Raw genomic sequence first — 14,418 nt, forward strand, 5'->3', positions numbered from 1 at the left:
AAGATTGTACAGCAGACGATACAGTACATAGGTAATCAAAAAGTCAGTACGATTACGATAGAAACGCCTAAAAAACTACCTAAATGTAGGTAGTTTTTTCCTATTTGTAGAATCTCAATATAATGTTAAAATAATGTAAAATCTTACCAGAAGGAGAGGTTTACAGGTGCTAAAGAAACTCGTGCAGAGCCATGTGAAAATTGTTTTTTCTGTTCTTGGCATCTTGTTCGTTCTGGTCTCATGGCTCATATTTGAAATTTTAAAAGGTTTGCTGCCAGATTTGATAGCAGTCATACATAAGTGGATGTTTCAACCGATCGAATGGCTGTTTATCCTAGCGCCGCCAAATGAGGAAAACAAACTAGCTTCATTAGCCTCTGTTCTAGGCTTGTCTATCTTGTATTCTGCTATTTTGGCAGGAATGGTATTCATCGTCTTGTTCATTTGCAACAAGATTAGAGGGAACGAAATCGAGTTTCAGATGGAAGTGAAATATTGTGAGAAAGAATTGGCCAATGCGATTTACAGCTTGGATGGCAGTGGTCAATCAACTGCTATTATTAATGCGAATGCGATCATGTTTATGAAGGCATTTGAAATGGAAGTAAAGACGATTTATGGATTGAAACCGGACGAGCTATGCTGTTATTGGATCGTACCTACGAATAATGACAAGCAGTTTGAAGTGTTCTACTTAACCGAGTTGAAAGATTTTGACACAGTACGTACGCTACTACTGTCTTCCATGCTTCAAGAGGATTGCAGAATTGCCGATAAACAAGTAAAGGGACGTATTCAAAACACGGATATTGAACAATTTGCAATTGTAAAAAATTTCGGTAAGTTCAGGCTTGGATTCGCGGTCGCAGTTTACAAGAATGACACATTTACTCCCGAAAATATGCAGGAGTTCGAGCGGTTGACTACGTATATGTTATTATTAGGATTTGTTACCAAGTTTGTGAATAAGGTCAAAACCTTAAAGAGAGCTAGTTAGGAGTGGGATACGATGAAATTAGCTGAGTTCTTCGCGAAAAGAGGCAACGAAACTGCTGTTTACTCGAAAAATCTCTCTTCTAAGAAGAAGATTCCCAACAGCAAATTTACTCCTGGCTTCGCTAGCTTAAAACAGATTGTAGATGAGCATAGTCCGAATGAGCGACATGATAATAAAGTGGTTGGAGGAAAATGACACTGCCTGTGAGCAGTGTTATTTTTTGTTTCGAGGTACTTGGGATAGAGGAAAAGCCACCTGATGAGGGTGGCTTTAGTTTTGGGAGATCTCTACATTGTGTTTGCTCTTCCTGTGGGACCATATCAGGACAGGGACCAGCAAGAGTGATAAAGCGCCTCCGGCAAGTGAAAGTGTTGCGTAGCTGGCATTGGCAACGACCATACCAGACAGGGCTCCACCGGATGCACCAGCCAAGGCAATCAATACATCAACCGTTCCCTGCATTTTCGCACGAGTGGCGGGCTGCGTTGCATCCACGATGAGCGCTGTGCCGCTAATTAATCCGAAATTCCAGCCCAGTCCGAGCAGCACAAGAGCGGTGATGAGTAGCGGCATCGAATCGGCTGGCGCGAAAGCAGCAGTTATGCTGGCTGCAAGCAGTATGACACCTGAAGCATATGCCATTGTGGAGCGACCGATCTTGTCAACGAGTACACCCGTCAAGAGCGAGGGGAGGTACATCGCACCGATATGAAAACCGATGACGATGCCTACTTCAGAGAGACCATGTCCGTGGTGCTTCATATGTACAGGCGTCATCGTCATAATAGCAACCATGACGATCTGCGTCAAAATCATGACGGTGGCTCCCACGATGATTCCACGGTTGTTGCTTGCAAGCTGATTCTCATTTAGACAGGACGGCGTGCTCTGATCCACCTGTTGTGCTTCGGCGATTGCTTTCGAAACGATGAACGGGTCTGGTCGAAGCAATATCCAAAATACGAGACCAGCGAGGATAAAGGCTGCGGCACCCAAGATAAAAGGACCGGCCAGTGCGGGGACACCGATGGATGTAGCGAATCGTCCCATGACTTCCACCAGGTTTGGTCCTGCAACGGCCCCGAATGTAGTGGAGACCATGGCAATACTTACAGCAGTCGCTCGTTGTTTAGGCTTTGCCAAGTCTGTGCCTGCATAGCGGGCCTGCAGGTTAGTAGCGGTGCCAGCCCCATACAGAATTAAGGAAGCAAATAGAAGGACAACACTGTTTGCGACGGCTGCGATAACCACCCCAATTGCTCCAATACCTCCGGCTAAGAAGCCGCTAGCGAGACCCAAACGGCGTCCAAAGCGTTGAGAGAGTCGACCAACCAGCAATGCAGCGACAGCAGAGCCGAGCGTGAGCAATGCGGAAGGGATGCCCGCGAGACTTTCCGAACCGAGCATATCCTGCGCGAGGAGAGCCCCTACGGTGACACCTGCCGCAAGTCCTGCACCGCCGAAAATTTGTGAGATGACAACGATCCAGAGCGTTCGCTTGTATAGTCTTTGCTGTTTATCTGGGGAGTCGATGTAACTTTGTAAATCTTCAGGTTTGAATAACATCTGAACCACCTTTCTATGTAAGGGGAGCTTTCGTTAAGTTATGAAATTTCAGTCATCCATTTGGGTGAAAATGACTGGGGAATTTGCATTTAGTATAGTATTGACGACGGTTTAACACAAGGATAATACGGCTTAAAAAACACTTTTCGAATACAAAAACACCGGACATTTTCTACCCGGTGTTTTTCGTTCATTTTCCTACGATAATCAATAGCTCACGGAGGTTTTGTATGAGGATTTGATTTTCTTCCAGCGTACCTACACTGATTCGAATATGCTCCGGTAACCCCCAAGTGTCTCCGTACCGCAAAATGATGCCTCTTTCCAGCAGCTCTTGATAAATCCTACCCGCATGTGGCCCCAATTTTGCCAAGATAAAATTAGACATACTCACGGTATAAGGGATATTCATTTCATCGAATGCATCATACAGCTGCTTGCGGCCCTTGGTGTTTTCTGTGAGGGATTTTTCAAAATGCTCCACGTCAGCAAGGGCGGTTATTGCGGCTGTTTGTGCCAAAGAATTGACGTTAAACGGCTCTTTTACTTTCAGGATTTTTTGGATCACCGAAGGGTGAGCGACACCGAATCCGACGCGAATACCGGCAAGCGCGTAAATTTTCGAGAAGGTTTGCAAGACGAGAACAGGGTATCCTTGGCGGACAAATTCAATTCCCGTTGTGTAATCGTCAGCCGTTGCATAGTGACTGTAAGCAGCGTCGAGTACCACAAGCACCCCATCTGGCAGTTGGTCTAGCAATGCCGTCAAGTCCTGACGAGACAAATAGGTGCCTGTCGGGTTGTTTGGGGAACAAAGGTAGACAAGTTTTGTTCGATTCGTGATGGCTCCCAAAATAGCGGAAACATTGTATGCATAATCGGCCTCAAGCGGAACCGTTTTGATGACTGCTCCCATGAGATGTGCGCCGAATTCATATTCACTAAAGGTCGGCGTAGGCACGACGATTTCGTCCTCGGGCTCCAAATAGGTTTCGGAAATGAGCTTGATCAGTTCGTCACCGCCATTCGTGACGATTAAATGCTCCGGACTTAACTCAAGATGATCAGCCAAGTGCTCTTTCAGCGTCGTTGTATTAGCATCCGGGTAACGATGCAGCTCCGGGAGCGCACCGAGAATGGCGCGGATGATTTTAGGGGATGGGCCGAGTGGATTTTCATTTGAGGCTAATTTAATGATATGAGAGAGTCCGTACATTTTTTTAATCTCCCAAATCGGCATTCCAGGTTGATAGGATTGTATCTTTTCTAATGTTTTACGCGATTGTGTCGTGGGCAGTTGTTTCATCTATATGGCCTCCAAAACTTCATGGTAGCAACACTGTAAGTGAAATCTCCAGCAGTGTAACCAGCCAATTCACGAAAGATGGAACAGACCAATTACGAGGAAGGACACAAATTGGATGGTTCATAAAAGTCAAGATTGGATCATGAAGGAAGGAGCCGCGTACCTTATAATCAGCCCAGAAACATCACTCATTCAAACAACACGGAAGGATAGTGAGGTGGGAAAAATGTTGATTCAAGGGCAAACGCCGCTCTTTAACGGGCTGAGAAAGCATGCCCAGAAGAATCCAATCCAATTCCATATACCAGGTCATAAGAAAGGGAAAGGGATGGATCCTGAATTTCGATGGTTCATGGGAAAAAATGCACTTTCCATCGATTTGATTAACATTGAACCATTAGACGATTTGCATCAACCAAAAGGAATTATCAAACAAGCGCAGGAATTGGCTGCTGAAGCCTTTGGCGCTGATCACACCATATTTTCTGTTCAAGGTACGAGCGGAGTCATAATGACCATGATTATGGCGGTATGTAATCCCGGCGATAAGATCATCGTGCCACGGAATGTACACAAATCTATCATGAGCGGAATTGTTTTATCGGGTGCGACCCCTGTCTTTTTACATCCAGAAATAGACCCTGTCTTCGGGATCTCACATGGAATCACACCACAAGCTGTGGAAAAAGCATTGGAACAGCATCCAGATGCAAAGGCAGTTCTAGTCATCAATCCAACCTATTTCGGAATTGCCGGTGACTTGAAGAGTATCGTTCAAATTGCGCATGCCAGAGGAGTGCCTGTACTCGTTGATGAAGCGCATGGCTCACATGTGCACTTCCATCCCAAGCTTCCACTATCGGCGATGCAAGCTGGTGCAGATATGGCAGCAAGCAGTATGCATAAATTAGGAGGATCTCTGACGCAGAGTTCGTTGTTGAACATTCAGGGAAATCTTGTTTCGATTCAGCGTGTACAAGCTATCTATAGCATGCTCACTACGACATCCACCTCTTATTTACTGCTCGCTTCGCTCGATGTGGCGAGAAAGCGGTTGGTTACATCCGGGAAAACTCTGTTGGATCAAACGATTCAGCTGGCAAACGAAGCACGAGCACAAATCAATAAAATTAATAATCTGTACTGCATTGGGAGAGAAATTATCGGGACAAATGGAGCGTTTGCTCATGATCCGACCAAGCTGGTCATCTCAGTAAAAGACCTCGGCATTACGGGATATGAAGCTGAAAAATGGCTTCGTGATCGCTATAACATTGAGGTAGAGCTATCTGACCTGTACAACATCGTTTGTATTATCACACCGAGTGATACAAAAGAAGATTTGCAAATCCTTGTCTATGCCTTGGAGGAGCTGGCTGCCGGGTCCGAGGATCAAGGGAACAGAAAAAGCCGTCCAAAAATGCAGCTTCCCAAAATACCGGTACTGGCTGTCACTCCGCGCGATGCATTTTACGCATCGACAGAGATGATTCCTGTCGAACAATCCGTGGGAAGAATTATCGCGGAGTTTGTCATGGTATATCCACCAGGTATTCCGATCTTTATCCCGGGTGAGATCATTTCGGAAGAGAACCTCATCTATACGAAGAAAAACATCGAGGCAGGTTTACCTGTACAAGGCTTTGAAGACCCCACGCTACAAACCATACGTGTCATCAAGGAATAACCAAACAACAGGCATTGGAGGAGAATTCTATGAAACAATATCTCAGCTTTTCGGACGAGGTCAGACACGCACTTGATCATCAATTACCGATTGTTGCACTAGAAACGACGATTATCTCCCATGGAATGCCTTATCCGCAAAATGTAGAAATGGCGAACGACGTAGAGCAAATGATTCGCAATCATGGTGCTGTTCCGGCAACGATTGGTTTTATGGATGGGCAAATCAAGATTGGTTTGAGTGCGAGTGAGCTGGAAGAATTCGCGACAAACAAAAATGTGGCCAAGGTTAGCCGCCGGGACATCCCGTATATTTTAGCCTCGAAAAAAATAGGAGCGGCAACCGTATCGGGGACGATGATCGGTGCTGAGTTGGCAGGCATTCGCATGTTTGCAACAGGTGGAATTGGCGGTGTTCACCGTGAAGGGGAAGTGACGTGGGATGTATCTGCTGATTTGACGGAGCTGGCAGAGACAAATGTGGCAGTCGTATGTGCGGGCTGCAAATCCATTTTGGATATCGGAAGAACACTGGAGTACCTGGAAACGCTCGGAGTACCTGTTGTTGGCCATCAAACAACCGAGTTCCCGGCTTTTTACTCCCGCCAAAGTGGATTCGATGTGTCTGTAAGCATGGATACGCCAGAAGAGGCAGCTGCGATGCTGGATGCCAAATGGAAACTCGGCTTGAAGGGCGGAGCGGTGATTGCCAATCCGATCCTCGAAGCGGATGCGATCCCTTACGATGAAATCGAAGCGATTATTCTCCAAGCGATGCATGATGCGAAAAACCAAGGAATCACTGGCAAGCAAGTAACGCCATTCATGTTAGCGAATGTAAAAGAACGAACAGGCGGAAAAAGCCTGGAGGCGAACATTGCCCTAGTGAAAAATAATGCAATGCTCGCTGCACAAATTGCCGTTGCGTTAAACCGTAGCGAATCATAGGAGGAAAGGCCGCCTTGGGGGTGGCCTTTTTCTTTTGCTTACTCAAGGATTCTCTACCGCCTTTCCTCCTTTGATCCGGAAGAGGATCAGCAAAAAAATCGGCAGCAGCAGGAGCACATATCCATACTTGTAATAGGAGTGAATGGCTTGCAAGAGTTGTTGATGATTGGAAAACACGAGTAAAGACAGGAAAAGCGTAACCAAACAGACAGGCAAGCTCAGTTTTTTGTAAGTGGTGGAAAGGAGAAAGGCAAGACATTCACAGATGGCGTATAAAAATACCGCTACTCGGATGAAACAGCCTGCTGTCATCGTATATAAACCATAAATGTCTCCGCGGCTTATAAATCCCAATTTTATTTGTCTGACTGTATTTTGCACGGGCCAGTCCAATTTTTCCGAGAGAGGGAGGCCAAATACAGCAATGGCACTCATTAGCATCGAGGCACCCAAAAAGACGTTAAATAACACAAGAAAGGAGAAACCATTGAAGTCATGACGCACACCGACCCATTTTGTCTGAAGCAGGAGGACTAAGATCAATTCCCCCCACAAGGCAACATAGTAAAGCGAGCCCTCCAGCGCAGGTCCCCAGCCATTGTCGAGGATCGGCAAAATGCGGGCATAATCTTTTTCTTGCATGAGTGTCAGTCCAACTATCGGTCCTGTTATCATCGTCATCAAAAAAAAGATGACGGCCATTCTGGCGATGGATTCGATGTTTCTTTGCAGACTGAACCAAATAAGAAGGATGAAGCTCGTTCCGATTGCCCAGAGAGGCGTCTCCGGCAAAAAGGTTATTTTGATGAACTCCTCCAGACCACGCATCGTCGTAGCAGAAGCAAACAGAAAATAGGCGAGTAAGATCACACATAAAATGACAGCTGGTGCTCTACCGGCTTTTTCTTCTGTTCCCGTCAGCAACGAGGTGCTTTGAAGTTTCCTTCGCAGAATGCTCAACAGTAGGACGAATAGAATGCCTAAGGGAATGCTGATCAAAGCAGATATCCAGCCGTCTTTGCCAGCGGTATGAATCAGTGGTTCGATTAGCGAGACGTGTCCCATTATGGGGAGACTTAATGCATGGATTGAGACCCACTGAAATCTTGAGATCGTGCGGACGTCCAACCATCCCACTCCTTATTTTTCGCCAAGTTGCTCTGTCAGAAGTCCATTTAAGAGGAGCTTGCTTTGAACGTTCACTTTTACGTCTAGTTCTGAAAAGTGAGCGGGCCATTGTTCTTCCCAGGTTTTCCACACTTGTGGATACGCGCGATGTACATATTCATGAAAGCCAAAAATATCGGCCTTGTTTTTCTTCGCTACTGTTACAGCCTCATGGATTTCATCTCTAATGACATGATTGATTTTTGTCTGCAACCATTTATACGTCTCGGTGTCCATTGGAATGGGATGATTGAGACTTCCGATATATCCGTGTGGATGGACAGTCACTTGGATATGTAACTGATTATTTTCGAGAACGGGACGGATTTTTGTTTTGGAATCCACAATCTCGATCGATGCGTATTGTCCCTGCTTCTTGAGTGGAACGATGACAAGCGTGCTTTTTATTTTCCCCGTTGTCCACAGTAATCCACGCACCTGTGTCTCATTGATCGAAGCGATCGCTTTTCCGCCTTTGATAATGACAGCTCCAGCTTCGCGGCTTTCTTTCTTCGATTGGATTGGATGACTGATCGGCAGATAGCCTATTTTCTCTTTACTCGCCATCATGCGCATAAGGTCGAGTGAACGTACGGGTGGATATTTGCCAATGGCTCGACTGGCTATCATTTTTTCGTTGATTTGCAGCGGCTGGATGTCGTTCGTATTTCCTTTTGTGTGCAGGAGAGATTCCGCTTTCCCTTCGACATAAATGACCCAGTGACGCCCGGATAATTCCTGGTCGCGAAAAAATAAATCAAGGGGACCGATGATATCCTTTTTGGCCGCGGCAGTGCCAATCGCTACGTATTGCATTTGATGATAGCTAAGCTTGTACCCCGAGTACTCGATCATATTTCGGGCTGCATCAAACATGGTATAGCCTGTCGATTGGATAATCGCGCTTTTTTCCGCCGTGCCTCCTGCATCCGTTTTTCCACTGCTTGGCTTCATGACGTTCACAGTAAGGACATAGCGGCCTTCCTCGTTCAAGTCGATTCCAACTGCCGTGACAAATCTTGTCTCAGTGAGCTCGATGTTATTCCAGCATCCCCCTAAAATGACAGTCAGCAAGCCTATCACAGCGGTTAGCGTCTTCATGATCATTCTCCCTTTTGCTTCTTCAGTGGGAAAGGGGTAGCACCAGAGCTTTGTTTGATAAACCAAAGTGGAAGGCGAATAAAGAAGTCCTTCCAATCTTGCAGTTTCAAAGGAGCTAAAGGAGCAAGATAAGGTATCCCAAACGAACGGAGATCGCACAAATAAATAGCAACCAGATAAAAGACAAGAAAATTGCCGTACAATCCAAGCGCCGAGGCGGCAAAAATCGAGACAAATCGCAGAATGACTACCACATCAGAAATAGCTGGGAAAATAAACGAAGTGATGGCCGACGCGGCAATGACAATAACGGTCGGCGCCCCAACTAATCCCGCACTAACGGCGGCCTCACCAATGACTAATGCTCCTACGATGCTGACAGCTTGTCCGATGGGGCGAGGCATGCGGACCCCAGCCTCACGCAGCCATTCATACACGATCGCCATAAGAAGCAGCTCGATGGGCAAAGGGAACGGAACCCCTTCTCTGGCATTGATAAAACTGAACAACAACGTGGGGGGGACTAAGTCCTTGTGGAAATTTTCGAAAGATATATAAAGAGATGGGAGAAATGCTGAGACAAAAAATGCTGCATAGCGAAGCAAGCGCAAAAAGCTGGCGTAGAAAGGGCGGGAATAGTAATCCTCCGGGTTTTGAAAAAACTCTTGAAACGTGGCTGGTACCATGAGGGCAACTGGACTGCCGTCCACTAAAATAGCGACACGCCCCTCCAAAATCTTGGCTACCAGGATGTCCGGCTTCTCACTGTTGAAGATGGTTGGGAAAATAGAATACGGTTCGTCTTCGATCCATTGCTCGATATAGCCGGAGTCCAAGATGGCATTCATTTTTATGACAGATAGGCGCTTTCTCACCTCATCGACCAATTCTTCCTTCACAATTCCTCGGACGTAGGCGAGACATACCCTTGTATTCGATTGTGTACCGATCCAGTAGGTCTCAATTTGGAGATTGGGATTGTGATATCTTTTCCGAATGAGTGAGAGATTTGTGTCAATCGTTTCAATAAAGCCTTCGCGTGGCCCACGAATGACTGCTTCTTTGGAAGGCTCTTCCACGCTTCTTTGTCCAAGCGATTTGGCTCCGATAATAATGCATTGTGCTTGCTTATGAATAAAAAGCACGATATATCCGCGGGCAAGCTGTTCGAGCACTTTTTCAAGGGTGCTTTCCTTCCACGCCATCGAGACATGCAGAACAGCATTCATCATATGATCAATCATGCCCTCGTTGAGATCGCCAATGGTATTCATCAACGGTCTAATGACATCCCGATCCATTACGTCTTGATTCGACATGCCTTTTAAGAACAGCAAAGATGCTTGGTGTGACTGATTTGTCCCAAGCCAAATGGTTCGGACGGCTAGATCACTCGTGAACCCAAAATGACTGCGAACGGTGGTCACATTTGCTTGAAGATCCTCCTGTAGGGGAGTTTCTTGTGGTTCCTGATTTTGTTTGATTTGATGGATGGATAGCTTTCTCCGAAACTTTTTGATCACGTAGCTTCACCTAATCAGCAATGAGATGGAAGTGATCTTAGGGTACCCATCGATTTCCAATTCCATTCGACTAGATAAGGACCTTCTTGCGTGAGAAGGGCTTTTTTGTGTCCAAAAAGTGTCCAAAATGCAGCGGATTCGTGAACATGGCTGGTTGAACCACTTTGTCATTGGCTGGTGACACTCTATTGGTCCGGCTTTAGAGTAAGACTTGTTTCAATAGTACCCTGTGCATGGTGATAGGAGATGAGGACAAGGACATGAAGACGTCCAAGACAGTACGCTGTATGTCATTTTTGTTCATGTTCATCCTGCTGTTCTTGACGACCGGTTGCGCTGATAACTATATCGTGCTCGATCCGAAAGGACCCATTGGTGAACAGCAAAAGGACTTAATGATTTTATCCACGCTTTTAACGTTAATTGTGATTGTTCCTGTACTAATTCTTACTTTTGTCATTGTATGGCGATACCGTGACAGAGAAGGAAGAAAGGCGAAGTACACGCCTAATTGGGAACACAGTACGAAACTGGAAATCATTTGGTGGGGCATTCCCATCATCATTATTACGTTAATTGGGATCGTGACAGTTCGGTATACGTATTCGTTGGAGCCATCCAAGCCGTTGGAATCCGAGAAGAAACCGATCACGATTCAAGTGACGAATTTGGATTGGAAGTGGCTGTTCCAATATCCTGAACAAGGCATTGCCACTGTGAACTATGTGCAGTTCCCAGAGGATGTGCCAGTACGCTTCGAAGTGACATCTGACGCTCCGATGAATTCATTCTGGATTCCACAGCTTGGCGGTCAGATTTATGCCATGTCCGGCATGTCTATGACTCTCTACCTGCAAGCAGATGAGCAGGGTGAGTACATGGGATCTGGTGCGAACTTTACCGGAAAAGAATTTGCGAAGATGTTCTTTACTGCGAATGCGACTTCCCAAGAAGACTTTGATCAATGGGTGAATCAGGTGAAAAATACTTCCCCTGAGCTGACGCTGGATGGTTACAAAGAGCTGACCAAACAAGGAACATCGGATGCGCGCTATTTCTCTGCTTTCCCTGAAGGATTGTACGAGATGACTGTGACCAAGTATGCTGCTTCACACAATCACGGCTTATCTACGAGAGTGCAATCGCCAGCACGGGTGAAAGAATAGTCGGTTGAAATGGAAAGAGGGAGGAGAGAGACAACGATGTGGGAGAGTGTGAAAGAATTCGCCTCTGAATTTTTCGTAACAGGCGATCCACTTATTTACGGTGCGGACGTCAGCATTGTGCTCAGTATGATCGCAATCGTATCAGTGCTGACTTACTTTAAAAAATGGGGATGGCTCTGGCGCGAATGGCTGACAACTGTCGATCACAAGAAGATCGGTATCATGTACATTCTCGCTTCCGTTCTCATGCTGTTTCGAGGAGGGGTAGATGCTCTCCTAATGCGGGCTCAGCTCGTCATGCCTGAGATGCAGTTTTTGAGTGGGGATCACTACAACCAGATTTTTACGACGCATGGCGTTATCATGATTCTGTTTATGGCGATGCCGCTTATGTTTGGTTTGTTCAATGTCATCGTGCCACTGCAACTCGGTGCACGTGACGTAGCCTTTCCGTTCCTGAATGCGCTCAGCTTCTGGTTGTTTTTCTCAGGGGCGATGCTGTTTAACTTGTCCTTCGTCATTGGGGGTTCCCCGGATGCAGGATGGCTGGCTTATCCGCCGTATTCGGAGTTAGCCTTTAACCCGGGACCAGGTCAGGATTTCTACATTTGGGGGATTCAGATCTCAGGTATAGGTAGTTTGATGACCGGGATTAACTTTATTGTGACGATCTTGAAAGTACGTGCTCCAGGTATGACGTTGATGAAAATGCCGATGTTTTCCTGGTCAGTTTTGTCGAGTTGTATCGCAATCGTTTTCGCATTCCCAATCTTGACTGTTACATTGGCACTGCTGTTTATCGACCGCTATTTGGGGGGACACTTCTTCACCTTGGATGGCGGCGGTAATCCGATGATGTACATCAACCTGATTTGGATGTGGGGTCACCCGGAAGTTTACATTATCGTTTTGCCAGCGTTCGGGATTTTCTCGGAGATCGTTGCGACGTTCTCACGGAAAAAGCTGTTTGGTTACAAATCCATGGTGTTCGCCATGATCATCATCAGCGTTCTCTCGTTCCTTGTATGGGCGCACCATTTCTTCACAATGGGCTCCGGTGCGGACGTCAATGCCTTCTTCGCGGTCACGACGATGTTGATTGCGATTCCAACGGGTGTGAAAGTGTTTAACTGGCTGTTTACGATGTTCCGAGGAAAAATTACGTTTGAAACGCCGATGCTGTGGATGGTCGGGATTATCCCGAACTTCGTCATCGGTGGGATGACGGGTGTACTTCTGTCCGTGGCACCTGCTGACTTCCAGTATCACAACAGCTACTTCCTCGTTGCACACTTCCACCAAGTGATCATTGCGGGTGTCGTATTTGGATTCTTCGCAGGCTTGTACTACTGGTGGCCGAAGATTTTCGGCTTCAAGCTGAATGAGCGTATTGGCCGTTGGGCTTTCTGGCTGTGGAACATCGGGTTCTACCTGTGCTTCATGCCGCAATACGCATTGGGCTTGATGGGTATGACACGTCGTCTTTACACGTACGGCTGGGACAAAGGCTGGTTCGAAATGAACCTTGTATCGACGATTGGTGCCGTAATCATGGGTGCTGCATTCCTTGTCCAAATTTGGGACATTGCATACAGCATCAAACATATGAAGAGAGATACAACAGGAGACCCATGGAATGCTCGTACGTTGGAGTGGTCGATTCCTTCTCCAGCTCCGTTCTATAACTTTGCCGTAATGCCGCAGGTAACGTCTCAAGATGATTGGCATGAAAGAAAGCTGCGTATCGAGCAAGGCTTGGAAAAGCCGGCGAAAGTAGAGCTGGAACCGATTCATATGCCGAAAAACTCCGGTATTCCGATTGTAATGTCCATGTTCTGGTTCTTTGTCGGATTCGGTTTGATTTTTGACTGGCTATGGATGGCTGTACCAGGATTTATCGGTGTGATTGGTTGTATGGTTGTTCACTCGTTTAACTACGACACGGACTATTACGTCACGGTGGAAGAGATTAAACGTACAGAGGCGGAAGCAGGGAGGGTGATTACGTAATGGCTAATGTGAATGCTGGACACCATGATCATCATCCAGACCAAGAGGAATTACGCACGTTTGCCTTTTGGATCTACCTCATGACGGATGTTATCTTGTTCGCTACCTTGTTTGCGACTTATATCGTACTGCAAGGGAGCACGGATGGTGGTCCAGGTCCAAAAGATCTGTTTCAGATGAATGGTATTTACGCGAGTACGTTTATTTTGCTGACCAGTAGCTTTACGAGCGGTCTTGCGATTCTCGCTATGAATAAGGGTAATCGTCTTGCATTGATGAACTGGCTAGGAGTTACCATATTTTTAGGAGCATCCTTCTTGTTCCTGGAAATCAATGAGTTCATACATCTGGTAGGCGAAGGGGCTACGATTAGCACGAGTGCATTCCTGACTGCTTTTTACACCTTGGTAGGAACGCATGGATTGCACGTGGCGCTCGGATTAGGGTGGATGATCATCGTCATCATGCAAATCGCGAAGCACGGCATTACACCCGTAACGAAACGAAAAGTAAACATCATCAGCTTGTTCTGGCATTTCCTTGATGTTGTTTGGATTTTCGTCTTCACCATCGTGTATGTGATGGGGGTGAATTAATTGAGCAAGCAATCTGTGCATGGCACGACAGAACAACACGGCGGTCATGGTTCCTTGAAATCGTATGTGATCGGTTTCGTCTTGTCGCTTGTATTGACGATCATCCCAATTCTGGCCCTAGAGAACGGTTGGTTGGATAGTGATAAGCGACTCATCATCTATTTAGTAGCGGCTCTGTTCCAGTTTATTGTCCAGTTATTCTTCTTCATGCATCTGAAAGAAGAGGATAAACCACGCTACAACTTGATGTCGCTCTTACTCGGACTGTTTATCGTATTCCTCATCGTGATCGGCTCCATCTGGATCATGATGTACAACATGGTCGCACTATAATGACGTCAATTCAATCGGG

13 protein-coding genes are annotated in these 14,418 nt (G+C 46.3%); 8 read left to right on the forward strand and 5 right to left on the reverse strand.

Annotated elements, in window-relative coordinates; translation table 11 throughout:
- The first annotated feature begins 166 nt into the window (after window positions 1-166).
- Window positions 167-997: a hypothetical protein gene (locus tag ACM6JA_RS20190; protein ID WP_007723977.1), complete on the forward strand. Its 831-nt coding sequence runs from the start codon at window positions 167-169 to the stop codon at window positions 995-997.
- 12 nt (window positions 998-1,009) lie between these two features.
- The gene (locus ACM6JA_RS20195; protein ID WP_007723975.1) at window positions 1,010-1,192 is read left to right on the forward strand and encodes a hypothetical protein; all 183 of its coding nucleotides are present in this window, start codon (window positions 1,010-1,012) and stop codon (window positions 1,190-1,192) included.
- A 75-nt stretch (window positions 1,193-1,267) separates the two neighbouring features.
- Here the strand turns inward: ACM6JA_RS20195 and ACM6JA_RS20200 are convergent, their stop codons facing one another.
- Window positions 1,268-2,563, reverse strand: a complete 1,296-nt coding sequence (locus ACM6JA_RS20200; protein WP_414853761.1) for an MFS transporter — start codon at window positions 2,561-2,563, stop codon at window positions 1,268-1,270.
- 190 nt (window positions 2,564-2,753) lie between these two features.
- Window positions 2,754-3,869: a histidinol-phosphate transaminase gene (hisC, locus tag ACM6JA_RS20205; RefSeq protein WP_414853762.1), complete on the reverse strand. Its 1,116-nt coding sequence runs from the start codon at window positions 3,867-3,869 to the stop codon at window positions 2,754-2,756.
- Window positions 3,870-4,098: 229 nt separating this feature from the next.
- On the opposite strand from hisC, the gene ACM6JA_RS20210 reads away from it, so the two are divergent.
- Together ACM6JA_RS20210 and ACM6JA_RS20215 are read left to right on the forward strand one after the other, a co-directional pair.
- Entirely contained in the window at window positions 4,099-5,556 is a 1,458-nt protein-coding gene (locus ACM6JA_RS20210) for an aminotransferase class I/II-fold pyridoxal phosphate-dependent enzyme (protein WP_414853763.1), read from the forward strand.
- Between the two features lie 29 nt (window positions 5,557-5,585).
- Complete coding sequence (locus tag ACM6JA_RS20215; protein WP_414853764.1) at window positions 5,586-6,503, forward strand: pseudouridine-5'-phosphate glycosidase; 918 nt, start codon at window positions 5,586-5,588, stop codon at window positions 6,501-6,503.
- Between the two features lie 42 nt (window positions 6,504-6,545).
- On the opposite strand, the gene ACM6JA_RS20220 is transcribed toward ACM6JA_RS20215, so the two are convergent.
- Genes ACM6JA_RS20220 through ACM6JA_RS20230 form a run of 3 tightly spaced genes read right to left on the reverse strand, consistent with a single transcriptional unit; the run spans window position 6,546 to window position 10,294 of the window.
- Complete coding sequence (locus tag ACM6JA_RS20220) at window positions 6,546-7,640, reverse strand: GerAB/ArcD/ProY family transporter (protein WP_414853765.1); 1,095 nt, start codon at window positions 7,638-7,640, stop codon at window positions 6,546-6,548.
- 3 nt (window positions 7,641-7,643) lie between these two features.
- Window positions 7,644-8,771 carry a Ger(x)C family spore germination protein gene (locus tag ACM6JA_RS20225; RefSeq protein ID WP_414853766.1) on the reverse strand — a complete coding sequence of 376 codons (1,128 nt, stop codon included), beginning with the start codon at window positions 8,769-8,771 and terminating at the stop codon, window positions 7,644-7,646.
- Between the two features lie 2 nt (window positions 8,772-8,773).
- Window positions 8,774-10,294, reverse strand: coding sequence for a spore germination protein (locus ACM6JA_RS20230; protein ID WP_414853767.1), 1,521 nt, complete (start codon window positions 10,292-10,294; stop codon window positions 8,774-8,776).
- 260 nt (window positions 10,295-10,554) lie between these two features.
- On the opposite strand from ACM6JA_RS20230, the gene cyoA reads away from it, so the two are divergent.
- The 4 genes from cyoA to cyoD are packed head-to-tail and all read left to right on the forward strand — an operon-like array spanning window position 10,555 to window position 14,399.
- Window positions 10,555-11,460, forward strand: a complete 906-nt coding sequence (gene cyoA, locus ACM6JA_RS20235; protein WP_414853768.1) for a ubiquinol oxidase subunit II — start codon at window positions 10,555-10,557, stop codon at window positions 11,458-11,460.
- A gap of 36 nt (window positions 11,461-11,496) precedes the next feature.
- Window positions 11,497-13,470, forward strand: a complete 1,974-nt coding sequence (locus ACM6JA_RS20240) for a cbb3-type cytochrome c oxidase subunit I (RefSeq protein WP_414853769.1) — start codon at window positions 11,497-11,499, stop codon at window positions 13,468-13,470.
- Window positions 13,470-14,066, forward strand: a complete 597-nt coding sequence (gene cyoC, locus ACM6JA_RS20245; protein ID WP_007723957.1) for a cytochrome o ubiquinol oxidase subunit III — start codon at window positions 13,470-13,472, stop codon at window positions 14,064-14,066. The genes ACM6JA_RS20240 and cyoC overlap by 1 nt, the downstream gene beginning before the upstream one ends.
- Complete coding sequence (cyoD, locus tag ACM6JA_RS20250) at window positions 14,067-14,399, forward strand: cytochrome o ubiquinol oxidase subunit IV (protein ID WP_007723955.1); 333 nt, start codon at window positions 14,067-14,069, stop codon at window positions 14,397-14,399.
- The last annotated feature ends 19 nt before the right edge of the window (window positions 14,400-14,418 follow it).

The sequence above is a fragment of the Brevibacillus sp. IT-7CA2 genome (genome assembly GCF_949767855.1).
Taxonomy (GTDB): Bacteria; Bacillota; Bacilli; order Brevibacillales; family Brevibacillaceae; genus Brevibacillus.